Raw genomic sequence first — 24,508 nt, 5'->3', positions numbered from 1 at the left:
AATACTTAAAACCTTTTATTAATTTTAGATTTCTTAATTTGTTAAATATTTGATGGTTATGTCGTTTTCGATATCGTGAGTGTTTGATAAGGATATTATTTTCACTTCTTTTCCAACCAAGATGAAATATTTAAAAAAATCTACTTTTTACCTGAATAAATCGCAAAGATTTGGCTTGTATTTATTATTTGTTTTGATTTTGTTATTTGAGATTTTTCAACATATTTCAGTTGAAAAAGAAACATATCAATTATCAGAAGCAGATAAAGCTTTGCTAGCAAATTATCAAAAAACTCCGAAAAATTATACATTTAATTCTACTTCAAATAAACAAGTAAAAGATTCAATCAAACCCTTTAACCCAAACGAATTATCTTTAGAAGATTGGATGAATTTAGGGTTTTCGGAACGTCAAGCCGAAGTCATTTTGAAATATAAAGGAATTGTTGGCGGAGAATTTACATCGAAAGAACAGCTTAAGAAATGTTATGTTATCGATGAAGGAAAGTATAATGAATTAGCTCCTTTTGTTCTTTTACCAGAACAATCTAAATCGAGTTTTATAGATTATTCATCACCAAAAACTAAAATAGTTTACAAAAATTTCAATCCAAATGATTTGCCACAACAAGGCTGGGAAAAACTTGGTTTTTCGCCAAAACAGGCAGAAATAATCATGAAATATAAACAGATTGTTGGAGGAAAGTTTACCTCGAAAGAGCAATTGAGGAAATGTTTTGTGATTGATGATGCGAAATATGCAGAGATGAAAACGTATATTTTGTTACCAGAAAAATCAAAGGAAGATGAAAAAAATGAGAAAAAACAAAGTGGCAAAAAGATTCAATATGTAAAATTTAATCCAAATAGTTATTCTGAAAATGATTGGCAAAAAATAGGTTTTTCGTCTAAACAAGCTGCTTCAATTATGAAATATAAAAATATTTTGGGAGGTCAGTTTAAATCGAAAGAACAATTGAAAAAATGTTATATGATTTCGGATGAAAAATATGCAGAAATGGAATCTTATATTGATTTACCTGAAAATGTAATTTATAAAGCTGAGCAGCCAAAAGTTGAACAGTCAAAAAGTGAAGATAAAGTAGCAGAAAAAATAGAAATAAAAGGTAAGTTTAATCCAAATAATTTGAGTCATGAGGATTGGATAAAACTCGGTTTCACAGAGAAACAAGTAAATACGATTCTTAATTTTAAACGTTCGTTAGGTGGGAGTTTTAAAGATGCAAAAACATTGAAAAGATGTTATGCAATAAGTGAAGAAAAGTTTATGGAAATTGAGCCTTATTTGGTGTTTGAGTGATTTCATTCATTGGTTAGTTTTTAAAATAAACGCGTTGTAGGATTTCCTAAACGCGTTTATTTGTTTTTATGTGTTTGATTATTAGTAGTTAAACAACTCTTCTAACGTTAATTCTTTTACTTGTCCAAGTTTTTCAACAGATGGCCAATCTAAGTTTTCTTTCTTACCAATTAAACCAACATTGAAGTTTTGACCTTTGATATGTTTTTGGAAAAATTGATCCAATTGTTCTAATGTTAATTTAGATGTTTGATCGTAAATATCTTTATTGATATCATAATTTAGACCTTTATCTTGTAATGATAACCAATAAAAGAACACATTTGCTTTTGTATAACGACTTGTAGCGATTTGCTTAAGTGCTGCTTGTTTAGAATTATTGAATTGATTTTCTGCTTTTGGCATATTATTCATTAATTCTTTCATTGCGTCAACAGCTTGTGGCAATTTGTTTGCTTGTGTTCCAATTACAGCTCTTACATAATTGTAATTATCTTTTTTATTTGCATTAATGTAATAAGAACCAGCAGAATAAGCCAATGATTTAGACTCGCGAATTTCTTGGAAAACGATAGATGACAAACCTCCACCAAAATACTCATTGAAAATTCCTGTAGATGTCAACAAAGTTGGATCATATTTAGTATCACGAGCAAAGAAATTAATTTCCGCTTGTACCATATCGTAAGGAGCAAAATATACTTTGCCATCTGTAGCTGGTTGTGGATATTCTTTTTTCTTAGGATAATCTAAATTTTTCCCGAAATTATGATTTTGTTCAATTGCTTTTTTCGTTTCCGCTTCATTATTTCCGTAATAGAAAATCTGGTGCTTGTAATTAAAGAAATCTTTGATGATTTGCGTTAATTCTTTTGGATCAATAGCTTTCAAATCAGCTTCAGAAATAATATCTCTCGAGCGATTATTTGGTCCATATTGCGCATAAGTGTTCAACAAAGAAGAAATCACGTTTTTGTTCTTTTTTGAATTTTCTCTTGATTTCAAGATTGTTTTCACATATTCTTGGTAAGATTCATTATTTGCAACGGCATCACTTAAAAGATGTTCAAATAATTTGATTCCGCTTGTTAAGTTCTTTTGTAAACCTGTGATATAAACAGAAGTTCTTTCTGTACCAGGATTAACTCCATAATCAACACCAATTTTATAAAACTCTTTTTTCAAGTTTTCTGGCGAATATTTGGACGTTCCTAAATAATTTAAGTAATTAATCGCTAAACCAAGCTTTTTGTTATTGTCTGATCCCATATCCGCGATATAGTAAACAGAGCTAATATCGTTTGTCTTGTTCTGAATCGAAGTGAATTTTGCATTCTTGATTTTACTTTCGTTCAATTCTTTTTTGAAGTCAACAAAAACTGGTTTAATCTCACTTGATTTAATCTTCATGAAATCTTTGTACCAAGTAGATTCAGCATCACGATTCAATTGAATTGGCGTAATTCCAGGATTCGAAACACGTACCAAATCCTTGTTTTCACCTTGACGTTTGTAAACAATTACATAATTATTCGTATAATTATTCTTTGCAAAGTCCATTAGTTCTTGCTTTGTTACACGACCCATATCATCGTATTGATCGACAACTTCTGCCCAAGGAACATCATTGATATATGATTTGTACAAACTTGCTGCTAAAGAACGAGTATTTTCCCAGCTTTTCATACGAGATTTTCTTAAATCATTTACAACTGCTTCTATCATCCAATCATCAAATTCCCCTTTTTTGATTTTTTCAATCTGAGCAATTAATAAATCACGTACTTCTTCTAAACTTTGTCCCTGTTTTGGAGATCCAGAAAAAGAATGCATACCATAATCTCTAAAGAAAGAAGAAGAGCTTCCTGCTCCTAATGTTTTTTGCTGTTGATTGATATTTAAGTCGATTAATCCAGCTGTAGAATTACTTAAAATATAATCAATTAATGTTACATATTTTGCATCAGAACTTTTTGCTCCGTTAAAACGGTAAGCAAACTGAACACGTTCCGAAGATGGACTAAAAACTTCGCTTGTTACAATTGTTTTAATCGACTCTTCTTTTGCAACATATTGTGCAGGAGCTGCTTTTGTAGCATAATTTCCAAAATATTTGTCAATCATTGGAACAGCCGTATCAAAATCGAAATCACCAATCAACATCACAGCCATATTGCTCGCTACATAATATTTATCGAAATAATTATGAATTGCAACCATTGATGGATTTTTTAAATGTTCTGAAGTTCCAATAGTTGTTTGTGTTCCGTAATGCGATTTTGGAAACAATGTTTCCATCATTTTATAAAAAACTAAACGTCCATCATTGTCTTGTGAACGATTAAATTCTTCGTAAACGGCTTCTAATTCAGTATGAAAAAGACGTAAAGTTAATTCACTAAAGCGCTCAGATTCTACTGTTAACCATTTCTCTAATTCATTATTCGGAATATTATTATGATAAATTGTTTCTTCTAAAGATGTATGTGCATTAGTTCCTGATGCTCCCAAAGATGAAATTAATTTATCGTATTCGTTTGCCACAGCATATTTGGATGCTTCTTGCGAAACTTGATCAATTTTTTTATAGATTTCTACTTTTTTTGCAGGATCTTTTTCTGCTTTGTGCTGTTCGTATAAATCTGAAATTTGTTGGATCAAAGGTTTTTCAACAGCCCAATTTTGTGTTCCAATTTTAGAAGTTCCTTTAAAAACCATATGCTCTAAGTAGTGAGCCAAACCAGTATTGTCTTCTGGATCGTTGTTAGAACCTGTTTTTACAGCTATATGAGTTTGGATTCTTGGTTCGTCTTTTATTTGAGCCAAATAGATTTTCAAACCATTTTTTAGCGTATAAATTCTTGTATTCGAAGGATCATTTTCTACCATTTCGTAGGTATATCCTTTATTGTCAGTTTTTTTCACTGTTTTTAATTGTGCGTGAGTAAATACAGAACCAAAAATGATTCCGCAGATCAAAATAGATTTCCTCATGTATTAATTTTTTAAGTTGCTTAAAAGTAATACATTAAAACGAATAAGAGAAAACTATTTTCGATATAGAGTTATTTTGTTAATCTAAAACCAATCATTGTAAAGAGTAAACCAATGAGTACACTCAAAAAAATATAAATAATTGGTGTGATGTAATTTTGTTGTTGAATTAAGTTGAAATTTTCATACGAAAAACTTGAAAATGTCGTGAAACCTCCACAAAATCCAGTTATCAGTAAAAAATTGAAATAGGTATTTCCTAAACCATTTTTGATTGAATATCCATATAAAGTGCCAATCAAAAAACAACCGATAATATTTGTCAAAAACGTAGCAAATGGAAAAGGTTGTGAATAATATTTTCCGATTCCGTACGAAATTAAAAATCTTGCAACACTACCAAAAGCGCCACCTAAACCGACAAATAGTATAGATTTTAAGAGATTCATTAAATTCTATTAACAATTTTAATTAAAGCTAAAAATAGTAAAATGATGAATGAAATAATTCCTAAAAAGAATAAACCTAATCCAAAATAAGCAATTGTAATTGTTCCAATATTCCAACCGATTAAGTTGATTGAATAACCTATCAAAATCAGTACTACTGAAATCAATAAAAATTTGAAATTATTTACTTTTTCTAAATTCATCATTCCTAAAGATGTGAAGCTAAAACAAGTTCAGCTTGACATCTGTATTTTATTTTGAGTATTAAATATAAAACTATTTTCCGATAAAATTCTTCACAGCAATTGCAACTTTTGCTCCGTCCATTGCGGCAGAAATAATTCCACCAGCGTAACCAGCTCCTTCAGCGCAAGGAAATAAACCAGCAACTTGCGTATGTTCTAAGGTTTCTTCATTTCTCGGAATACGAACAGGCGAAGAAGTTCTTGATTCTGTTGCCACAATATTTGCATTTTCGGTATAGTAACCATTCATTTTTTTACCAAATGTTTGGAAACCTAATTTCAAAGATTGATGAACTTCTTTTGGTAAAACTTCGCTCAATAAACCTGATGTTAAACCTGGTAAATACGAGCAATCATTTAATGAATTGGATAATTTCCCTGAAACAAAATCAGTCATTCGTTGTGCGGGAGCTTTTAATTTACCTTCACCAACTTGCCACGCTTTTTGCTCGACCATTTGTTGAAACTTCATTCCACCCAAAGGTCCAGTAAAACCATATTTAGCAAAATCTTTTTCATCAACTGTTACAACCATTCCCGAGTTTGCAAAGAATCCGTCACGTTTAGAAGGTGACCAACCATTTACTACCAATTCTCCTTCGTCTGTAGATGCGGGCGCGATAATTCCACCGGGACACATACAAAAAGAGAAAACGCCGCGACCTGCTTCTTGAGAAACTAATGAATACGAGGCTGGCGGAAGAAATTCGTTGCGTTCTGTTCCGATTGGACAATGATATTGAGCAGAATCAATCAAACTTTGGTGATGTTCTACACGAACGCCTAATGCAAAAGGTTTTGCTTCGATTAAAACTTTCTTTTCATCTAACATTCTGAAAATATCACGAGCCGAATGTCCCGTTGCTAAGATCAAAGAAGAAGTTTTAATTTTTTTATCATGATTAATTTCAATTCCTTTGATTTGATTATTCTCGATGATAATATCCGTTAGTTTTGTATCAAACCAAACTTCACCACCACATTCGATAATTGCTTCGCGCATGTTGGCGATAATCCCAGGTAACTTATTTGTTCCGATATGTGGATGCGCTTCTTGTAAAATACGCTCTGTTGCACCGAAATGGACAAACCATTGCAATGATTTCAGAATGTTTCCACGTTTTGTAGAACGCGTATATAATTTTCCGTCCGAATAAGTTCCAGCGCCACCTTCGCCATAACAATAGTTTGATTCAGGATTTACTTTTCCTTCTTTATTCATTGCTGCTAAATCACGACGACGATCACGAACATTTTTACCACGCTCGATGATAATTGGTTTTAGACCTTGTTCTATTAATTCTAACGCAGCAAATAATCCAGCAGGACCAGCACCAGCAATATAAACTTCGTGTTTGTTTTCTACATTTTGAAGATTTGGATGAAACTCGAAAGCATCAGAGAATTCTTCATTTACAAAAACATTGACTTGTAATTGGGAAATAATATTTCGGCTTCGTGCATCTAAAGAGCGACGAATAATTTGGTAAGCATTGATATTCTCTGGTTTTGTTTTAACAGCAGATGCTAAACGTTGTTTCAGAAGTTTCTCGTTTGCAGCTTCTGTAGGAGATATGCGTATTGTTACATTTTGAGGCATATTTATTGACTAAAAATTAGACTGCAAAAGTACATCAAACCATTTGAAATATTCGTTTTTAAACAAAAAAAGCTGTCTCATAAGACAGCTTTTCATTATTATATAAATTAAGATTATAATCCTAATTTTTTCAACGTTTGTTTTTGAACACCGTTTTTATGAACTAAAATATTTGTTGTTTTGTACTGAACAAAAGCTTTTGTTACATAAAGATATCCTTCGTAATCGTTAGTTAAACCCCAAGAGTTTTTCACGATGTAGTAATCTTTTCCGTTTTGATCTTTTGCAATACCAACAATGTGCATTCCGTGGTCATCAGTCGTTTGGTAATCATCAAAAGCAGCCTGACGCATATCTTCTGTAATTACTTTTTCTGGTTTTGGACCTTTGAACATATCTGCTTTTTGTTGCGCATTCATATCTGCAAAATCAACTTCTGGTACATACGCTACACCATTTTTCCAGCTAAATCCTTTTTCAGAAACGTCTGTTGCCCAAGCAACTGTAAATCCGTTTTTCAAAGCATAATCAATGTTATCAGTCATCTCTGTCATCGGAACATTGTAGAAAGATTCGTACGCCCAGTTATCAGGAATCGCTAATACAAACGGTTTGTAATAGTCGTGATCTTTAAAAGATGTAATCGCAACATAATCGTTTGGATTAATTCCTATCACTTGATCAGCAAATGTACGTGGTGTGTATTTTTTTCCGTTGTATGTGAATTCTTTTGGATATTCTCCTAAATAGCTATCCAAAACAGCTGTATAGGCTTTCTCCCAGTTTGGAGTTAATTTACCATTTGGATTTGCAACAACCGCTTTCAAAACTCCTTCTTGAATTGCAGCCATTTCACCAAATTGATTTGTTTTTGTTCCGTAATTCAAACCTGTGTAAGTTTCAGTTGGAACAGCTCCGTATTTTTTGATTGTATTCAAAACATCATAGAAAGAACCTCCGTCACCTAAAGTTGTTGCACCGTGCATGCGAACATATTGTTTTCCTTTCTCAACATATGTATTTCTCGCATTGAAAATTGGAGACAATTGAATAGGTTGTTTTCCCATTCTTAACATTTCTGATTCGAAGAAAGAATTTCCTGAATATGACCAACAAGTTCCTGATGAACCTTGGTTTTCTACTGGAGTTTTAGCTAAATTGATAACGTCAGTAAATTTGAAAGCTTCTTTACTATTTTCACTAACATTTTTGTTCAAAGAATTAACTAAATTGTCTTGTGCAGACACCAATTGAGCTGAAGCTAAAAATAAAGCTGAAGCTAAAACTGGATAAAAAATTTTACGCATTTTTAAATTTATTTTGTGTGAGTATTTTATAAGTAGCTAATTTCACGAAAATGTTAACAATAAACCTATAAAAATTTAAAGTTTTTTTAATAAAAATTCTTAGTATTCATTCACACAGTACGTTTGGTAAATTAAAACAGACTTGTTTGTGATAAAAGTTTCTTTACGGACATTACAAACAGATATGATTTAAATAAATGTAGGTTACAGATAAATAAACTTTGTAATGTTTTTTTAAAACTGGCTTAATATCCCAAAGTGGATTTTAGATTCTTTAAAATCGAATGAAGTTTCGTCTGTTTTACCAACTGCATAACTCAAATTGAAAATTCCCATTTTAGTTAAAAAAGAAATTCCAGTTCCTAAACTTAACAAAGACGTATTCAGATTTGCGCGTTTGTTATCTATAAAACCATAATCGGCGAAAAGTCCAATATAGAATGCTTCGCTTGGAACAAAACGATAATCTGCACTCAAAAATCCGTACATATTTGTTGTAATACTTTCTTCGTTAAAACCTCTAAAACTTCCGAAACCACCAATTCTGTACAATTCGTTTTCGGAGAAATCATCGTCTTTCGTGAGCAAACCTCTAAATTCTGCACCAGCTTTTAAGAAATGTTTTTTGGACAATTCGAATAAACGAAATGTTTTTAGACCAACTTCAATTTGATTGACGGTTTTATTTTCCAAATCTTCTGTCCACGAAAAATTCTTTTCCTTTTTACGAATCGAATTTACCACAACATTCAACATAGATTTTCCTTCCATCAAACGAAAAGGATGTTTCAGGAAATAGTGATAACTCAAACCAAAACCAATTTTCGAATAATCGTCGTAGCTCGATTTTAGATAGGAATCATCTTCCAACAAAAAGTTAGACGATTGTATAATTCCGCTTACACCAATATTCGAGTTGAGGTTGAGTTGATAAAATAATCGCTCCGAAAAATCTAAATTCACAAAAACAGAATCTTGTTTGAAAAGCTTGAAATTCGTTTCCGAACCAATCGCAGATTTGAACAAATAAGGTACTTTAACACCAATATTCAACGACGTATTTTTATTTGCTGTTCCAATCCAATTTAACCTGATTTCTTCCAAACTATTGAACACGTTGTTCAACGAAAGTTGTACATTTCCGTTCAATCTAAAATCGCCGTTATCATCTGTTCCAAAACCTAAAACACCATCAAAATAATTTGAATTTACTTTGCGAGGATACAAATATAAAATCGTAGAATCAGGCTTAAATAAAGTTTGTGGTAATTGCGCTTCTGCAATATAATTGGTTTGTTGCATTAATGTCGAAATTGTTGCCAACTTCTGTTCATTGTATACTTCGCCAGTTTTTATATTGAGTCCATGACGCAAATAACCTTTGGATAATTTTTCGTAACCAACCAATTTTACACCATCTATTGTTCGCAGATTTCCTTTGTCTAAAACCAATTCAATTTTCTGTTCATTTTGTTCAAAACCATTTGGAACAAGTTTTATTTGCGCAAACGGATAACCTTGATTAGTGTTGGTTGTTGCTATTTTATTTAGAATAGAATCTAAATTATTTGTTGGGAAATAATTATTTTTATTTTCGAACAATTCATTGTTTTTCACCCAAATTGTTTGGTACAATTTTCCTTTATTTAGATAAACTTTTTCATTTTTTATCGAATCAATCGTCAAAGTATAATAACCTGTTTTTTGAAGCGAATCTAAAGATGAATCAAGATTTTTGCTTTCGAAATCTTTTGTATACGATTTTGTATCATCATTATATCGTAAAAAATGATATGTTTTTTCTTGTCCAAAAAGTAAAATAGTTTGGATCAAAAAGAAGAATATGTAGCCTAAAAATCGCATTGTTGCTTATAATAACGTGTAAAATAGATGTTAAGTATTTGTTTTACTGATATCTATTAGTGTTCATGTGGAAATTAAAAATTATTTTTGACTTCAAATTTAAGATGAATGTTGAAATTATTTAAAATTACTGGATATTTAGAAGCTATTTCTGCGATAGTTTTGTTTTTTATCGCAATGCCAATGAAATATATTTGGGAAGATCCGACATGGGTAACATACGCAGGACGCGTACACGGAGGATTGTTTATAGCTTATATTATATTGGTTTATTTATTGAAAGAAAAATACAATTGGTCTTGGAAAATTTTTATGATCTTTTTTATCGCAGCAGTTATTCCTGGAGGAACAATTTGGGCAGAAAAAAGATTAATCGAAGGCAAAAAATATAAACAAATGTTGGCTGAAGAAGCGAAATAAGACAACGATTAGATAAAAAAGTAAAACCTTAAACGTGATTGTTTGAGGTTTTTTTATGTTTTAGGAATCAAATTTTTCTAAATAAAAAAAGCCGAAGATTAATCTTCGGCTTTTACAGAGCGGGAAACGAGACTCGAACTCGCAACATTCAGCTTGGAAGGCTGACGCTCTACCAATTGAGCTATTCCCGCGTAAATTTTCAAATCAAATTAAAAAGTACCTCAGGCGGGACTTGAACCCGCACGTCCTAATGGACACAGGATTTTAAGTCCTGCGTGTCTACCAATTCCACCACCAAGGCAAAATTTGATTTTTGAATTTAATATTTCAAAGAGCGGGAAACGAGACTCGAACTCGCAACATTCAGCTTGGAAGGCTGACGCTCTACCAATTGAGCTATTCCCGCGTTGTGAGTGCAAATATAAGGTCATTAATATTACTTTTGCAAGTGTTTTTCGAATAAATTTTACAACTTTTTTCTAATAAATTAATTTTGAAATATTTGACTTGTTGATTTTTTTTGAGAAATTAGGGGGAAATATAATTTGAATGACATTTGATGAGTTATCTATACTAATTGAAAGAAATAATTTCAAGTCAAAAGTAGATTTTACGATTGCAATTAAACTTTTTGATGCGGAAAATGATTGGCCTGTGGAATCAATTACAATAAATGATTTTATAAATAAAGTTGAAATGGAAATTGGAGACGATATTTTTTATCAAAATTTAGTTTTTAAGTTAGATTCATATAATTCTATAAATAATGCTTGGAAAATAGAAAGCTTGATGTCAGTAAAAGATATTTTAGAGCTTGATATAACAAGAAATTTCAAATCAATTATTAATGAATTTATTGAAAATAATAAAATAGAGTTATGAAAATCCCCAAAATTCATGGTATTATAGAACGTAGAATGTTAATCAATTTTTGTGTAGAACTACACTATATTGAGAAGATTTTACCTCAACCTTTTCGCCCAAAATTGTACAAAGGAAAAGCAATTGCTGGAATCTGTTTGATTCGATTAAAAGATATAAAACCAAAAGGTTTACCTGATTTTGTAGGAGTGAATTCTGAAAATGCAGCGCATCGAATCGCGGTTGAATGGGAAGAAAATGGCGTGACAAAAGAAGGTGTATATATCCCGAGGAGAGATACTTCTCTAAAATTGAATACACTTGTTGGTGGTCGAGTTTTTCCTGGTAAACATTATTTTGCGAAGTTTAATGTTATAGAAGAAAACGATAATTATCATTTAGATTTCACGAGTTCTGACGATACACGAATTGAAATTGATGCTAAAAAATCTGTTGAATTTAATTCTAATTCGATTTTCGAAACGTTGGATGAAGTTTCAAAATTCTTCGAGAATGGTTCTGTCGGTTATTCTCCAAATGGAAATAATTTTGAAGGTCTAAAACTCGAAACCTATAATTGGGGAGTAGAACCTTTGGAAGTTTTACATGTGAAATCAAGTTTTTTTGAAGATGAAACAATCTTTCCAAAAGGTTCTGTTCAGTTTGATAACGCAATTTTGATGACCAATATCGAACATGAATGGAAGTCGTTAGAAAAGATAAAATGTTTGTAGTTTATTCTTTCCTTAAAATAAAATCTTCCTCATTTGTTTTTCCTAAATTAAACTGAAACATTTCACCATAATTTATAGGTATTTTGAATGCATTTTTGATTGGTATTTGCAACAAATAACACCACATCAAACGGATGATTCCACCATGTGCAACAATCAGCACTTTTTCGTGTTGAGTATTTCGTAACTCTTCCATAAAATCAAAAAGTCGCGTAGACATATCTTGCATTGATTCGCCGTTTGGTGTTTTAGTTTCGACAAAATCGGCGTACCAAGGTTCTATTTCTTCCGAAGGAATTTCGTTCCACGATTTCATTTCCCAATCTCCAAAATTGAATTCTTTTAATCGTTCATCAAAAATAATTTCATTCGAGAAAGTTTCTGCTAATCGTTGACAGCGACTCAGTGGACTTGAAAAAATTATCTCAAAGTCGTTTTCGATCTTAGTATGAATTTGTACTACTTCTTGATGAAAAGTATCAGCTAATTCCACATCAGTTTGTCCGTAACAAACCGATGAAGGAACATTAACTTTTGTATGTCGAATTACAGAAACTTGCATAGAATTAAAACGCCAAGATAAAACAAAACTTCGGTAACTTGTTGCACAGTTCCCAAGCAATCGCCTGTATATCCACCAATATATTTTTTGAAATACCAGCCCAAATAAACTTTTCCTATGTAACAAAGTGGTAATATCAACAAGAATTTCCATTCGCCAAAAACAATAAAAGGCACAAGACAGAAAAGAAAACTAATGATAAGATTTTTTATTGGAAGTGCTTTATTTGCCATCGGTTTTGATTTACTTTTGTCGATATCTGTCACATATTCGTGTGTATAAATCATCATTCCAGAAAAAAAGCGACTAACCGAATGTGCTGCAATCAAGCTGAAAATCATCAACCAAAAATTATTTTCTGCAATATGTTGAAGTGATGTGAATTTCAATAACAACAATAAGATAACACCAATTACACCATAAGCTCCAATTCGGCTATCTTTCATAATTGTCAAGATTTTTTCTTTGCCATAACCGCCTCCAAAACTATCGCAAACATCGGTGAAACCATCTTCATGAAAAGCTCCTGTCAGTAAAACGCTTGTAATCATTGTGATAATAATAGCAATATCAATAGGTAAAATAAATTGACAAATTGTATAAATCAATGCATTAAAAGCGCCAACCAATAAACCAATCGCTGCATAGTATTTTTGTGATTGATTCATGATTTCGTTGCTATATGGAATTTTGAACGGAATCGGAATTCGCGTAAAAAACATCAATGCGGTTAAAAAATAAGCGATTTCTTTTTTTAGCATTTCACTTCAGTTTCTTTGTTACTCACGCCTGCAGATTCGAAACTCGCCATATCATTGTAGAAATTTACCGCACTTTTGATAATTGGATAAGCCAACGCACACCCCGTTCCTTCACCAACTCGCAAATTGATGTTCAGAATTGGTTCTTCGTTGAAATAATTTAATAAATATTGATGTCCAGATTCATCACTTTGATGACAGAAAATTGTATTGTTTAAAATTTCTGGGTTTAATTTAGACGCAACCAAAATCGCAGACGAAGCAATATATCCATCAATCATCAACAACATATTATGTTCATAAGCAGATAACATTGCAGCTGTCATTTGAGCAACTTCAAAACCTCCAAAAGTGGCTAAAATTTCTTTTGGATCAGTAATTTTCCTATGTGTATTTTTAACCTGATTTAGAATATTGATTTTATTTTGTAATTGCTCATCATTCAAACCTGTTCCACGTCCTACACATTGTTCAAGCGGTAAATCGGTCAAATAATGTACAAGCATCGATGCAGAAGAGGTATTCCCAATTCCCATTTCGCCAAAACCAATAATATTTGTTCCATTTTGAGCGATTTCGTTCACAATTGTCTTCGAATAATCAAAACATTGTTCCAATTGATCTAAGGTCATTGCAGGTTCGTGCAAGAAATTTTTGGTTGATTTGGCTACTTTACAATTTTTCAAAACCGAATAATCCTCGAAATCATAATTTACACCAGCGTCAACAATCGTTAAATTAATCTCATTTTGATTACAAAAAACATTAATAGCTGCTCCATTATTTAGGAAATTTAAAACCATTTGAGGCGTAACTTCTGCTGGATACGCACTAACACCAGATTGTGCAATTCCGTGATCGCTTGCGAAAACGATTAGATGAGGTTTTATTAATTCTAAATGATTTTTTTGCTGAACCAAACCAATTTTAAGTGCGATTTTTTCTAATAAACCTAAAGCTCCAAGCGGTTTTGTTTTAAGATCAATAATGTGTTGAATTTCTTCTTTTTGCATTTTATACTAAACTAAATTTTAATAAAAAAATGCTTTCGAAATCAAGTGCAATCAATTCAACAAATAATAAAAATATATGTAGTTTTGATTGAGCTTCAATCGCGAAAGCATCATCTAAAAAGTGGTCTGGCTTATAGTTTTTCTCTACTTACAGTTGCGCGACAGCTCGAGATTTGCACTCGATTCCCTTTTGTGCAAGCAAGGTAATAAATTATTTTTCTGGGACAAAATTTTCATCAATCACTATATCTCCCATCAAAACGACTTGCTCTTCAAAATCAGAAGTGTTTAAATTAACTTTATTCGGAAATTTTTTAAATGAATAAGATTTATAAACTTCTGAATTTATTTCATTTGAAGCTAATCTTAGGTTAAGTTCAGTATTTTTTAAAGTCTCAAATTGTATTGTATATTCCTCGCCAACGTTTAATTTACTTTCTACTAATTCATCATTAATTAACAAACGATATGTTTTGATTTCTAAGTTAGAATTTCCAAAATTAACTTTTATTTTGAATTTTATTTTTTCTTTGTGAATTGAATCATTTTTTGCAACTAAAGGTTCTTTACAATTTGGTTTATCCTGTCCATTTGTACATGAATTTAATAACCCAAAAGCAGAAAAAATCATGACATTAGAAATCGTTTTCTTAAAAAGATTTTGACCTAATTGACTTGGATGAAAAATATCACAATGAACGTTGCTTTTCTGAAATTCATTCGAAATTTCGTCATTTGTCAAATTAGAAAAGTCAGTGATTTTATGTTGACATTTTGCACAGAAATTTTCGTTTGTTAATTTCTCTTTGCAAGGAATTGGAATTGTGATTTTCATATTTTTTAAAGTTTAGATTTATAATAGAGATGATTTTATGAATAAAAAGGTTGGTTTTATTTTTAGAAATAATTGATTTAGAATATTTGGATTTATGTAATATCTTTAACCACCTCTACTTTCCTATTAAATAAGATCAATTTTTAATGAAAAATTTTCCCATCCCAACGAACGAAAAGCAAAGATTGCAAGCGGTTTACGATTATAATTTACAAGAACATGATAAAGACGAAGAATTAGAGGTTTTTGCAAATGCTGCGAGTTTGATTTGTAATGCGCCAATTGCGTTAGTTTCTGTTTTTGATGAAAACTATCAAGTGATTAAAGCAAATTGTGGAATCGAGGTAGATATTGTTCCGCGTCAACAAACAATATGTCAATTTTCTTTGGTAGAAAATGAAATTTTGGTGATTGATGATGTGACGAAATTTGAACCTGCAAAAAATATTGCTGGTGTAAAAGCTGCAAATATTCAGTTCTATGCTGGTGTTCCGTTGATTGATGACAATGGGAATGCGTTGGGAACATTATGTGTAAACGACCATTATCCAAGAACGTTGGACGAAAAACAACGTAATTTATTGATTCAACTTGGGAAAAATATTACCAAATTATTGGTGAGTAAAAAGCGCAAAAAAGATGCGGCTTACTTTCAAAATATCTATAAAATATCTAATAATCTGATTGGAGTTGCTGATATTAATGGTGTTTTAAAATCTATAAATCCTGCTTTCAAAGAGGTTTTGGGGATGAAAAAAGAATTTCCTATTGTAGAAAGAAATTTTATAGATTTTGTTGCTGAAAAGGATAAAACGAAAGTCAATACCTATTTATCAAATCTTAAAAATAATACAGATTCTATCAATTTTAAATGTTTGATGTGTTCTCCTGAATCTCAAGAAGAGAAGTTGGTGGAATGGTACACAAAATCGAATTTAAAAATTGATAACGAAATCTTTTTCTTTGGTCGAGATATCACGCTAGAAAATTCGAAAAAAGTAGAATTAGAAAACAGCGAACGTAAGTTTAGAAATTTCTTCAATTCTTCGCTTGGTTTGATGACGATTCACGATTTGGATGGAAATATTTTGTCGATAAATAAGACGGGATTAGAATCTATGGGCTATTCAGAAAGTGAAGCAAAAGATTTGAATCTGAAAAATTTAATTCCAAAAGCTAATCAAAAAGAATATCAAACCTATATCGAAACAATTTTGAGTAAAAAGCAAGATTCTGGATTGATGAGTTTGATTAAGAAAGATGGTTCGTTGACATATTGGTTATACAGCAATATTTTGGACAAAGATAACGAAGGAAATCCTGTTGTAATGAGCACTGCGGTGGATATGACGCAAAGAACTTTGTTGGAAAGAGATCTTAATCGTGTTCGTCAATTGTTAGATCATACATACGAAGTTGCAAATGTTGGAGGTTGGAAATATGATTTGATTCAACAAAAATTAATTTGGGCAGATACGACGAAAAAAATCCACGAAGTTGAACCAGATTATGAACCAAATGTAGAAACTGCACTTCATTTTTATGAAGCTAAAAGTAGTTATCCAAAAATCAAGAAAGCCTTTAGAGATGCCGTAGAAAAAGGGATTGAATATGATATGGAATTGCAAATCGTTACGCAAAATGGAAAAACAATTTGGGTAAGATGCAAAGGAATTCCAGAATTTGTAAATGGTGAATGTGTTAGCGTTTTTGGAATTTTTCAGGATATTAATGAGAGAAAACGTTATACGTTAGAGTTGGCTCGACAAAAAGCTATTTTCGAAACATTTATTAATCACGTACCTGCTTCTGTTGCTATGTTTGATAATGAAATGAATTATCTGACTTTGAGTAATCAATGGTGTGATGAATTTGTGATAAAAAAGAAAAATGTGATCGGAAAATCTCATTACGAAATGTACAATGTTCCAGCAGAAAGAAAAGCGATTTATGAAGCTTGTTTGCAAGGCGAAAATTATTCGAATGAAGATATGATTTATCGTACACCAAAATATGATACAGATCAACACTATTCGTGGGCGATTCATCCGTGGTATATCAACAAAAAACAGATTGGTGGTCTGATTATGTTTTCGCAAAATATAACAGAATCTGTCAAGAAAAATAAAGAACTTAAAAAAGCCAAAAAGAATGCGGATATCGCTAGTAAGGCAAAGTCTGAGTTTTTAGCCAATATGAGTCACGAGATTCGAACACCTTTAAATGGTGTGATTGGTTTCTCTGATTTATTGTTGAAAACGCCACTTAATCCGACTCAAAAACAATATTTGAATTTTATTAATGATTCTGCAAATTCATTGTTGTCAATAATAAATGATATTTTAGATTTCTCTAAAATTGAATCGGGTCGAATGGATGTTTCGATAGAAAAAAATAATTTGTTCGAGTTAGGAAATCAAGTAATCAATGTGATTCTTTATCAAGCCGAAAACAAAAAAATTGAATTGTTGTTGAATATAGATAATAATTTACCTCAATTTATTTGGATTGATGAAGCTCGATTGAAACAAGTGCTAATTAATCTACTTGGAAACGCTGTGAAATTTACGGATAGTGGAGAAATAGAACTAAAAATTAGTCAAGTTGAACCAATTGTGAAAGGAGAAAAAGCAAAATTGAGATTCTCTGTTCGTGATACAGGAATTGGTATAAAACCAGAAAAACAAGTCAAGATTTTTGATGCATTTACTCAAGAGGATAGTACTGTTAGTAAACGTTTCGGAGGAACTGGTTTAGGTTTAACAATTTCGAATAAGTTATTAAATTATTTCGGAAGTCATCTAGAATTGCAAAGCGAAATAGATAAAGGTTCTACATTTTTCTTTGATTTAGAAGTTGATTACGAATATAATATTGAGCAACAATTTGATCATTTGGAAGAAATAAATCATGTGTTGATTGTAGATGATAATCAAAGTAATCAAATGATTTTGCAGCATATGTTGCAGTTCAAAAATATAACGTCTGATATTGCGAACAATGGAATGGAAGCGCTTCAGAAAGTTTTGAATGGCAATGTTTACGATGTTATTTTGATGGATTATCACATGCCAGTTTTAAATGGTTTAGAAACAATTCAGAAAATAAAAGAGTATTTTGTAACTAAGAATACAAAAATTCCTTTAGTATTATTGCATAGTTCTTCTGAGGATGAATATCTAATTCAGAAAGCAAAAGAATTGGGAATTACTTCGCGATTATTGAAACCAATTAAGTCGGAAGAATTGTTTGATACGCTGCGTAAAACGATTATTGATTCGAAAGAAATTCAAACCATAGAAATTGAAAATCAAGAAGAAATTTCGCAAGATTTTTCGAAACAATTTCATATTTTAATTGCTGATGATAATTTAGTTAATATGGCTTTAAATCAGCAGATTATCAAAAATATTGCACCAAATTCTATTTTGTATACGGCTGCGAATGGAGCGGAAGCCGTATCAATTTGTCAAGAAAATAAGATTGATTTAATTTTGATGGATATTCAAATGCCAGAAATGAATGGTATTGAAGCAACTAAGGTTATTCGTTTATTAAACAATTTTCAAGAAACTCCGATTATTGCAGTGACAGCGGGAAATGTAAAAGGCGAAAAGGAAAAATGTCTTAATGCTGGATTGAATGATTTCTTAGCAAAACCAATTCGAGAAAAAGATATTTTTGATGTCCTAGAAAAATGGTTAGATTTTTCTAAAAAAGAAAAGAATGAAACCAACGATTTTGGAAATCACCTTGATCTTTCTATGATAAATAATTATACGAAAGACGACGAATCGTTTAGAAAAATGTTTATAGAAATAATTATTAATGAGTTAGAAAAATCTGTACAAGAATTTGAAACTTATTTCAACAAACAAAATTTAGAAGGATTAAATCAATTAGGTCATAAAGTAAAAGGAACAGCAAAAACTGCTGGACTAACAATTTTGGCTGATTTAACCGAACAAATAGAAAAATCAACTTCAATCAATTACCTACAAGAAAACCAGCTGATTATTAAAGTAAAAACCGAAATAGAATTAGTTATTAACTATTTAAAAAATATTTAAAAACCAATATTATGCAGATTTTAATTGCCGAAGACGATGAATTGATTTTAAAAACAATTGAGCACAAACTGAAAAAAGAAGGTTACAAAGTTGTTTTAACACGAAATGGAAAAGAAGCAATCAGTAAGATTGAGACTGAAGATATTGATTTGATTATTACCGATATTATGATGCCTTTTGCGTCTGGTTTGGAGATTATTAGTGCTGTTAGAAAAAGTAAGAATTCCGAAACACCAATGATTATTTTGTCTTCTTTAGGGCAAGAAGATGTGGTGGTGGAAGCATTTAATTTGGGTGCAAATGATTTTATGGTGAAACCATTTAGCCCTATTGAATTGTCTGTTCGCGTGAAGAAATTACTAAAATAAAAGCATGATTATCCTACAAATTATAACCTATACCGAGTTAATCGTAGGAATCTACGTTCTACTTATTTTACTTTTTTTGACAATTATTTATACGTTATTGACAAGTATAATTGAATATAAAACCATTACAAAGAAAAATAAGTGGAATGCTATTATTGATCAAGAAATTTATGAAACAATTTTGGATGAGCAATCCAATTCGAATACTGATTTTACGGATTATTTGAAATCAAGTTCATTCAAACATTATTTTATCAAAAAATTATTAAAAGCGGAACAAAATTTTTCTGGAAATTCAAAAGAAAGTATTCAAAATTTATTTGACCATTATCAATTAAAAAAAATATCCTTACAGAAATTAAATAGTCAAAAAAATCATGAAATAGCCGAGGCAATACAAGAAGTTACGACGATGAATCATGTTGAAACTTTACCAAAAATCAAAAGTATGTTACAACATAAAAATGATTTAGTACGATCTGAAGCGCAATATGGTTTAACGAAATTTGCTGGTTTCGAAGGTTTATATTTTTTGGATAATTTACAATAGCAATTGACGGATTGGCAACAGTTGAAATTGTTGGATGCAATTACAATTTTACCAAATCTTGATGAGGTTTATGTCATAATTTCGAATTGGTTGAAATCACCTAATCAAAGTGTGAAAATTCTAACAATGAAATTAATTCGCAAGTTTCAATTGTTGCAAATGCACGATTTGGTTGCAGATAATTTGCACGATTCTGATGAAAAAGTTGTGGAAGAAACGATTAAAACATTAGTCAGAATCGAAGATGATTCAACATCAAAATTATTGATTGAGCAATATGAAACGTGTAACGAAAAGTTTCAAATTCAAATTTTAAAAGCTTTAGAAAAAATCTCAAATCCAGAAAATAACACATTTTTAGAAACTCAAGCAAAGGAAAATCCATCATTTTCTGTCAAAAAAGCAAGTGTAAGAGCGTTAAATAATTGTTGTTCAAAAACCAATTTACAAAAACTTGCACATCAATCAAACTCTCCTGAATTAAAACAAATTATTAATCAAATTATCCAAGAAAACTAATCATGAATTGGCTAGAAACGGCTTTCGATTTTTTTATTTACGGCTTCCTTTTTTATTCAATCCTATTAATTTTAGTCTATGGATGGATAGGTTTTTATGCAAAAGGAGCGATAAAATCTTATATACGAAAAAACAGTTTTACAGATTATTCGCTTATTGCAACATCGCCAAATGCGCCAACTTTTAGCCTTATTGCGCCCGCTTATAATGAAGGTGCAACGATTGTGGAGAACGTGCGTTCTTTGTTGTCGTTGTATTACAATCAACTCGAAATTATTATTGTAAATGATGGTTCCAAAGATGATTCGTTGCAACGATTAATTGAAGCGTATGATTTGATTAAAATTGATTATTTCGTTGAAGGAAATATAGAAACGAAACCAATTAATGCAATTTATAAAAGTACAAATCCTGTTTTCAAGAAATTAATTATTGTTGACAAAGTAAATGGAGGAAAATCGGATGCGCTAAATGTCGGAATTAATATTGCAGCAAACGATTATATTGTTTGTATTGATGTCGATTGTATTTTAGAACAAGATGCGATTCTGAAGCTAGCAAAACCGTTTATGGATGAAGCAAAAGCAAAAGTAATTGCATGTGGAGGCGTAATTCGTTTGGCGAATAATTGTACAATTGTAGATACTACAATTGTTAACGTTGCTATGAATGATATGAAAGGTAGTTTAGGTGTGTCATTAACCGATATTGCCTGGGTTGTAACAGCTTACGCAATTGCCAATGTTATTGTAGTTCCTATGACAAGTTGGCTATCCCAACAATTCGGAAGAAGAAATTACTTTGCTACATCTATCATTATCTTTACTGTTGCATCATTTCTTTGTGGAAATGCATCAACAATGTGGGAAATTATTCTTTTTCGTTTTATTCAAGGTCTTGGAGGTGGAGCATTATTAGTAACGTCTCAAACAATTATTACAGAAAGTTACCCACCAGAAAAACGTGGGTTAGCACAAGCTATATATGGTATGGGAGTAATTGTTGGCCCTACACTTGGTCCTCCATTAGGGGGATATATAGTAGATAATTGGTCTTGGCCCTACATATTCTATATCAATATTCCAATTGGTATTATAGCAACATTACTAACACTTTCGTATGTTAAAAGTCCAAAATATGCAGAGAAATCTAAATTGAATCAAGTAGATTTTATTGGAATCATTTTGTTAGCTGTTTCTGTAGGTTCTTTACAGTATGTATTAGAACATGGTCAGCAAGACGATTGGTTTTCCAATAGTACAATTTTGATATTGACTATAACTTGTTTCTTTGGATTTATATTATTTATATGGCGTCAATTAGTATTTAAATACCCAATTGTAAACCTAAAAGTATTAAAAGATAGTAATCTTGCAATAGGTACTATTTTGTCTTTTATTTTAGGTTTCGGATTATACGGTTCTACGTTTGTTATTCCAATTTATACACAATCTATCCTTGGATGGACAGCAACAGATGCAGGATTGTTATTGATACCATCTTCGCTTATGACAGCCTTTATGATGCCAATTATAGCAACCATGTTACAAAAAGGTGTAGAACCAAAATATCTTGTTGCAGGAGGATTTTTTATCTTTTTTTGTTATAGTTTTTGGTCATATAACATTCTTACACCAGACACAGGCTCAGAACATTTCTTTTGGCCATTAGTAGTTCGTGGAGTTGGTTTAGGATTACTATTTGTACCAATTACAACATTGTCGTTGTCTAGTTTAAAAGGGCAACAAATAGGTGAAGGTGCAGCATTTACTGGAATGATGCGTCAATTAGGAGGTTCATTTGGTATTGCAATCATAACAACGTTTATTTCTCGTTGGACAGTAGGACATCGCTTAAATTTAGTATCTCATCTAGATACAACTAAATATGAAGTTCAAACTTATATTCAGCAATTAAAAATGAGTTTCATAAGTAAAGGTTTTGCACCCAACGATGCACTTGCCAAAGCTTATGAATTGTTAGATTTACAAGTAACAAAACAAGCAACTGTACTTACATATATGGATGTATTCCTATTTTTAGGAATTATTTTTCTTGTGTGTATTCCATTCATTTTGTTCTTTATTAAAAAAGGAGCAGGAAGAGTAATTAGTGCAGGACACTAAAAAATATTAATATTCATATAAAAAAGTCACAAAGGATGTTATGTCCTTTGTGACTTTTTTATACAAAATAGAATATCACTGTTATTGTTATCTTGAATTTTTATTAATGTAGATGACACCTTTATTTACTTCTATTATCTATGATTTTATCAAATTATTATTTTCTAAATAACTGATATTGTGTGTTTTTATATTGAAAACACTAAAGGATTTAACTGTGTTTTAACTGTGTTTTAACTGTGTTTTAACATTATTTTTTTTAACTTTGTTGAAAACTTAAAAATATGAACAAAATAATTTTTTCTTCCCCAGGTAAATATATTCAGGGAATGAACATTATTGAAGAATTAGGTGAACATATTGTTCCATTTGGTAAAAAAGCATTTTTAATTGCGGATGATGTTGTTTGGAAACTTGTTAAAAAGAGTATCGCTTCATCGTTAGACAAAGAAAAAGTAGAATACCATTATGAAATTTTTGGAGGAGAATCTTCAAAAAAGGAAATTTCTAGACTTTCAGATATTGCAAAAGAAAAAAATGTCAATATGATTATAGGATTAGGTGGAGGAAAAACACTTGATTCTGCCAAAGCTATTGCTGATGATTTGAAATTACCTGTTATTATCGTTCCAACGTTAGCATCTACAGATGCTCCTACTAGTGGATTGTCCGTTATTTATTCTGATAAAGGTATTTTTGAAGATTATCGTTTTTACAGAAAAAACCCTGATTTAGTGTTTGTAGATAGCTATATCTGTGCGCAAGCTCCTGTTCGCTTTTTTGCATCGGGTATAGCAGATGGATTAGCAACATATGTAGAAGCAAAAGCTGTAAATCGTACAAATTCACAATCTATGGTTGGTGGACAACAAAGTATAGCAGGTTTAGCTATTGCTAAAGTTTGTGAAGAAACATTATTAGAATATGGATATAGCGCTTATAAAGCAGTTGAAAAGAAAATAGTGACACCTGCTGTAGAAGCTGTAATAGAAGCAAATACTTTACTTTCGGGATTGGGATTTGAAAACGCAGGACTAGCAGCAGCTCATGCTATTCATAATGGTTTTACTGCTGTTTCTGGAAAGATACATGAGTTAACACATGGAGAAAAAGTTGCCTATGGTACACTTACTCAAATGGTTCTTGAAGCTCGTTCGGATAAAGAAATTATAAAGTATATTAAATTCTATCGTTCAATTAATATGCCTACTACATTAAAGGAAATGCATCTTGATAAATTGGATTATAAGGAATTAGTGAAAATAGGAGAAAAAGCAAATGATGAAAATGATACATTGCATAATCTAAGCCCTAATTTTACAGCAGAACAAATCGCAAATGCTTTAATAGGTCTTGATCTTTTAAGCACTTCAATTAAATAATTAATTATTAATATTTTATAATTAGATAAGCTCGCTTGAACCAAGCGAGCTTATTTATTTTTTCGTTTGGAAGTAAATAGAATAGTTTATATTTAGTGTGTCTCTTATATACAGTTAAATACGAAGTTTTATAACTTATATTCAATAATTTAAAATAAGTTTTATGGGCAAAGAATTTGTATCCAAGTAATATTCTTATAAAAGTTTATGAATTGTTCTATTTAGAACTAACAAAAGCAAACAACTTTATCTTATATATATTCCTATTTTAAGGAATTATTTTTCTTCATATTCTATTCATTTTTATCAAAAAATAGTATAAACAAATTATTAGATGAATTTTAAATAAGCTCTTAATTTTTCAAAATCTAAACATGCAATAGCGATAGTAATGTAAATCCTTTTTTAAATAGGTAACAAACTGTACTTTGTTATCATTTTCGTGCTTATTTATAAAAGATTGAAATGAATAGCGCGACCCGTAGGGATTGCCCAAGAATATATTTAGAAAGAAATGAGAAATAATAT

Annotated in this window: 19 protein-coding genes, 3 tRNA genes, 2 pseudogenes and 1 riboswitch; of the genes and pseudogenes, 11 read left to right on the top strand and 13 right to left on the bottom strand. The window is 30.9% G+C overall.

Annotated features, from left to right (window positions below):
• Positions 1-121: 121 nt before the first annotated feature.
• A complete protein-coding gene (locus tag G0Q09_RS01350) occupies positions 122-1,321 on the top strand; it encodes a ComEA family DNA-binding protein (RefSeq protein ID WP_219033727.1) in 1,200 nt (399 codons plus the stop codon).
• 81 nt (positions 1,322-1,402) lie between these two features.
• Here G0Q09_RS01350 and G0Q09_RS01345 read toward each other — a convergent pair whose 3' ends face one another.
• From G0Q09_RS01345 to G0Q09_RS01320, 6 genes are all read right to left on the bottom strand, one after another.
• Complete coding sequence (locus G0Q09_RS01345; RefSeq protein ID WP_219033726.1) at positions 1,403-4,315, bottom strand: M16 family metallopeptidase; 2,913 nt, start codon at positions 4,313-4,315, stop codon at positions 1,403-1,405.
• 71 nt (positions 4,316-4,386) lie between these two features.
• Entirely contained in the window at positions 4,387-4,764 is a 378-nt protein-coding gene (crcB, locus tag G0Q09_RS01340; protein ID WP_125349605.1) for a fluoride efflux transporter CrcB, read from the bottom strand.
• The gene (locus G0Q09_RS01335) at positions 4,764-4,970 is read right to left on the bottom strand and encodes a hypothetical protein (protein WP_125349604.1); all 207 of its coding nucleotides are present in this window, start codon (positions 4,968-4,970) and stop codon (positions 4,764-4,766) included. Before G0Q09_RS01335 ends, crcB begins: the two co-directional genes overlap by 1 nt.
• A 70-nt stretch (positions 4,971-5,040) precedes the next feature.
• A complete protein-coding gene (locus G0Q09_RS01330; RefSeq protein WP_219033725.1) occupies positions 5,041-6,609 on the bottom strand; it encodes an NAD(P)/FAD-dependent oxidoreductase in 1,569 nt (522 codons plus the stop codon).
• 113 nt (positions 6,610-6,722) lie between these two features.
• On the bottom strand, positions 6,723-7,916 hold the full coding sequence (locus G0Q09_RS01325; protein WP_219033724.1) for a C1 family peptidase: 1,194 nt from the start codon (positions 7,914-7,916) through the stop codon (positions 6,723-6,725).
• A gap of 234 nt (positions 7,917-8,150) precedes the next feature.
• Positions 8,151-9,749 carry a BamA/TamA family outer membrane protein gene (locus G0Q09_RS01320; protein ID WP_257467997.1) on the bottom strand — a complete coding sequence of 533 codons (1,599 nt, stop codon included), beginning with the start codon at positions 9,747-9,749 and terminating at the stop codon, positions 8,151-8,153.
• Positions 9,750-9,887: 138 nt separating this feature from the next.
• Between G0Q09_RS01320 and G0Q09_RS01315 the strand changes: the two genes are divergently transcribed.
• Positions 9,888-10,199, top strand: a complete 312-nt coding sequence (locus G0Q09_RS01315; protein ID WP_219033722.1) for a DUF3817 domain-containing protein — start codon at positions 9,888-9,890, stop codon at positions 10,197-10,199.
• Positions 10,200-10,317: 118 nt separating this feature from the next.
• Here the strand turns inward: G0Q09_RS01315 and G0Q09_RS01310 are convergent.
• The 3 genes from G0Q09_RS01310 to G0Q09_RS01300 all read right to left on the bottom strand — a co-directional run bounded on the left by G0Q09_RS01310 (position 10,318) and on the right by G0Q09_RS01300 (position 10,605).
• A tRNA-Gly gene (locus tag G0Q09_RS01310) sits at positions 10,318-10,390 on the bottom strand.
• 26 nt (positions 10,391-10,416) lie between these two features.
• Positions 10,417-10,500 (bottom strand) — tRNA-Leu (locus G0Q09_RS01305).
• A gap of 32 nt (positions 10,501-10,532) precedes the next feature.
• Positions 10,533-10,605: transfer RNA gene (locus G0Q09_RS01300), tRNA-Gly, on the bottom strand.
• Between the two features lie 143 nt (positions 10,606-10,748).
• On the opposite strand from G0Q09_RS01300, the gene G0Q09_RS01295 reads away from it, so the two are divergent.
• Together G0Q09_RS01295 and G0Q09_RS01290 are read left to right on the top strand one after the other, a co-directional pair.
• Positions 10,749-11,081, top strand: a complete 333-nt coding sequence (locus G0Q09_RS01295; protein WP_219033721.1) for a hypothetical protein — start codon at positions 10,749-10,751, stop codon at positions 11,079-11,081.
• Positions 11,078-11,794 (top strand): DUF2071 domain-containing protein, encoded by a 717-nt coding sequence (locus G0Q09_RS01290; protein WP_038333029.1) that lies wholly within the window; start codon positions 11,078-11,080, stop codon positions 11,792-11,794. Before G0Q09_RS01295 ends, G0Q09_RS01290 begins: the two co-directional genes overlap by 4 nt.
• Before the next feature lies 1 nt (position 11,795).
• Here G0Q09_RS01290 and cobC read toward each other — a convergent pair whose 3' ends face one another.
• From cobC to G0Q09_RS01270, 4 genes are all read right to left on the bottom strand, one after another.
• The gene (gene cobC, locus G0Q09_RS01285; RefSeq protein WP_219033720.1) at positions 11,796-12,356 is read right to left on the bottom strand and encodes an alpha-ribazole phosphatase; all 561 of its coding nucleotides are present in this window, start codon (positions 12,354-12,356) and stop codon (positions 11,796-11,798) included.
• A complete protein-coding gene (locus G0Q09_RS01280; RefSeq protein WP_038333036.1) occupies positions 12,341-13,117 on the bottom strand; it encodes an adenosylcobinamide-GDP ribazoletransferase in 777 nt (258 codons plus the stop codon). The genes cobC and G0Q09_RS01280 overlap by 16 nt, the downstream gene beginning before the upstream one ends.
• Entirely contained in the window at positions 13,111-14,130 is a 1,020-nt protein-coding gene (cobT, locus tag G0Q09_RS01275; protein WP_038333038.1) for a nicotinate-nucleotide--dimethylbenzimidazole phosphoribosyltransferase, read from the bottom strand. Before cobT ends, G0Q09_RS01280 begins: the two co-directional genes overlap by 7 nt.
• 102 nt (positions 14,131-14,232) lie before the next feature.
• Positions 14,233-14,346, bottom strand: a riboswitch (cobalamin riboswitch).
• Complete coding sequence (locus tag G0Q09_RS01270) at positions 14,342-14,965, bottom strand: hypothetical protein (RefSeq protein ID WP_185144211.1); 624 nt, start codon at positions 14,963-14,965, stop codon at positions 14,342-14,344. It overlaps the preceding riboswitch by 5 nt.
• A gap of 146 nt (positions 14,966-15,111) precedes the next feature.
• Between G0Q09_RS01270 and G0Q09_RS01265 the strand changes: the two genes are divergently transcribed.
• From G0Q09_RS01265 to G0Q09_RS01240, 7 genes and pseudogenes are all read left to right on the top strand, one after another.
• Positions 15,112-19,035, top strand: a complete 3,924-nt coding sequence (locus tag G0Q09_RS01265; RefSeq protein WP_219033719.1) for a response regulator — start codon at positions 15,112-15,114, stop codon at positions 19,033-19,035.
• 11 nt (positions 19,036-19,046) lie between these two features.
• On the top strand, positions 19,047-19,403 hold the full coding sequence (locus tag G0Q09_RS01260) for a response regulator transcription factor (RefSeq protein ID WP_180905097.1): 357 nt from the start codon (positions 19,047-19,049) through the stop codon (positions 19,401-19,403).
• Between the two features lie 4 nt (positions 19,404-19,407).
• Complete coding sequence (locus tag G0Q09_RS01255) at positions 19,408-19,953, top strand: hypothetical protein (RefSeq protein WP_219033718.1); 546 nt, start codon at positions 19,408-19,410, stop codon at positions 19,951-19,953.
• A gap of 3 nt (positions 19,954-19,956) precedes the next feature.
• Positions 19,957-20,472 carry a HEAT repeat domain-containing protein gene (locus tag G0Q09_RS01250; protein ID WP_219033717.1) on the top strand — a complete coding sequence of 172 codons (516 nt, stop codon included), beginning with the start codon at positions 19,957-19,959 and terminating at the stop codon, positions 20,470-20,472.
• Positions 20,473-20,474: 2 nt separating this feature from the next.
• Positions 20,475-21,056, top strand: a pseudogene (locus G0Q09_RS14910) (glycosyltransferase family 2 protein); the annotation flags it as partial.
• 51 nt (positions 21,057-21,107) lie between these two features.
• Positions 21,108-22,598: pseudogene (locus G0Q09_RS01245) on the top strand (DHA2 family efflux MFS transporter permease subunit); the annotation flags it as partial.
• 284 nt (positions 22,599-22,882) lie between these two features.
• Positions 22,883-23,980 carry a glycerol dehydrogenase gene (locus tag G0Q09_RS01240; RefSeq protein WP_219033715.1) on the top strand — a complete coding sequence of 366 codons (1,098 nt, stop codon included), beginning with the start codon at positions 22,883-22,885 and terminating at the stop codon, positions 23,978-23,980.
• Positions 23,981-24,508 lie beyond the last annotated feature (528 nt).

Source organism: Empedobacter falsenii, from assembly GCF_019308355.1.
Lineage (GTDB): Bacteria > Bacteroidota > Bacteroidia > Flavobacteriales > Weeksellaceae > Empedobacter > Empedobacter falsenii_B.
Note: the sequence above shows the minus strand (reverse complement) of the source record. Positions and strands in the feature narration are given on the sequence as shown.

What these genes read in the sequence shown, in the direction of transcription:
- G0Q09_RS01350 (WP_219033727.1), top strand. Translation starts at nt 122, where the DNA reads ATGAAATATTTAAAAAAATCTACTTTTTACCTGAATAAATCGCAAAGA.
- G0Q09_RS01345 (WP_219033726.1), bottom strand. Translation starts at nt 4,315, where the DNA reads ATGAGGAAATCTATTTTGATCTGCGGAATCATTTTTGGTTCTGTATTT.
- crcB (WP_125349605.1), bottom strand. Translation starts at nt 4,764, where the DNA reads ATGAATCTCTTAAAATCTATACTATTTGTCGGTTTAGGTGGCGCTTTT.
- G0Q09_RS01335 (WP_125349604.1), bottom strand. Translation starts at nt 4,970, where the DNA reads ATGATGAATTTAGAAAAAGTAAATAATTTCAAATTTTTATTGATTTCA.
- G0Q09_RS01330 (WP_219033725.1), bottom strand. Translation starts at nt 6,609, where the DNA reads ATGCCTCAAAATGTAACAATACGCATATCTCCTACAGAAGCTGCAAAC.
- G0Q09_RS01325 (WP_219033724.1), bottom strand. Translation starts at nt 7,916, where the DNA reads ATGCGTAAAATTTTTTATCCAGTTTTAGCTTCAGCTTTATTTTTAGCT.
- G0Q09_RS01315 (WP_219033722.1), top strand. Translation starts at nt 9,888, where the DNA reads ATGTTGAAATTATTTAAAATTACTGGATATTTAGAAGCTATTTCTGCG.
- G0Q09_RS01295 (WP_219033721.1), top strand. Translation starts at nt 10,749, where the DNA reads ATGACATTTGATGAGTTATCTATACTAATTGAAAGAAATAATTTCAAG.
- G0Q09_RS01290 (WP_038333029.1), top strand. Translation starts at nt 11,078, where the DNA reads ATGAAAATCCCCAAAATTCATGGTATTATAGAACGTAGAATGTTAATC.
- cobC (WP_219033720.1), bottom strand. Translation starts at nt 12,356, where the DNA reads ATGCAAGTTTCTGTAATTCGACATACAAAAGTTAATGTTCCTTCATCG.
- G0Q09_RS01280 (WP_038333036.1), bottom strand. Translation starts at nt 13,117, where the DNA reads ATGCTAAAAAAAGAAATCGCTTATTTTTTAACCGCATTGATGTTTTTT.
- cobT (WP_038333038.1), bottom strand. Translation starts at nt 14,130, where the DNA reads ATGCAAAAAGAAGAAATTCAACACATTATTGATCTTAAAACAAAACCG.
- G0Q09_RS01270 (WP_185144211.1), bottom strand. Translation starts at nt 14,965, where the DNA reads ATGAAAATCACAATTCCAATTCCTTGCAAAGAGAAATTAACAAACGAA.
- G0Q09_RS01265 (WP_219033719.1), top strand. Translation starts at nt 15,112, where the DNA reads ATGAAAAATTTTCCCATCCCAACGAACGAAAAGCAAAGATTGCAAGCG.
- G0Q09_RS01260 (WP_180905097.1), top strand. Translation starts at nt 19,047, where the DNA reads ATGCAGATTTTAATTGCCGAAGACGATGAATTGATTTTAAAAACAATT.
- G0Q09_RS01255 (WP_219033718.1), top strand. Translation starts at nt 19,408, where the DNA reads ATGATTATCCTACAAATTATAACCTATACCGAGTTAATCGTAGGAATC.
- G0Q09_RS01240 (WP_219033715.1), top strand. Translation starts at nt 22,883, where the DNA reads ATGAACAAAATAATTTTTTCTTCCCCAGGTAAATATATTCAGGGAATG.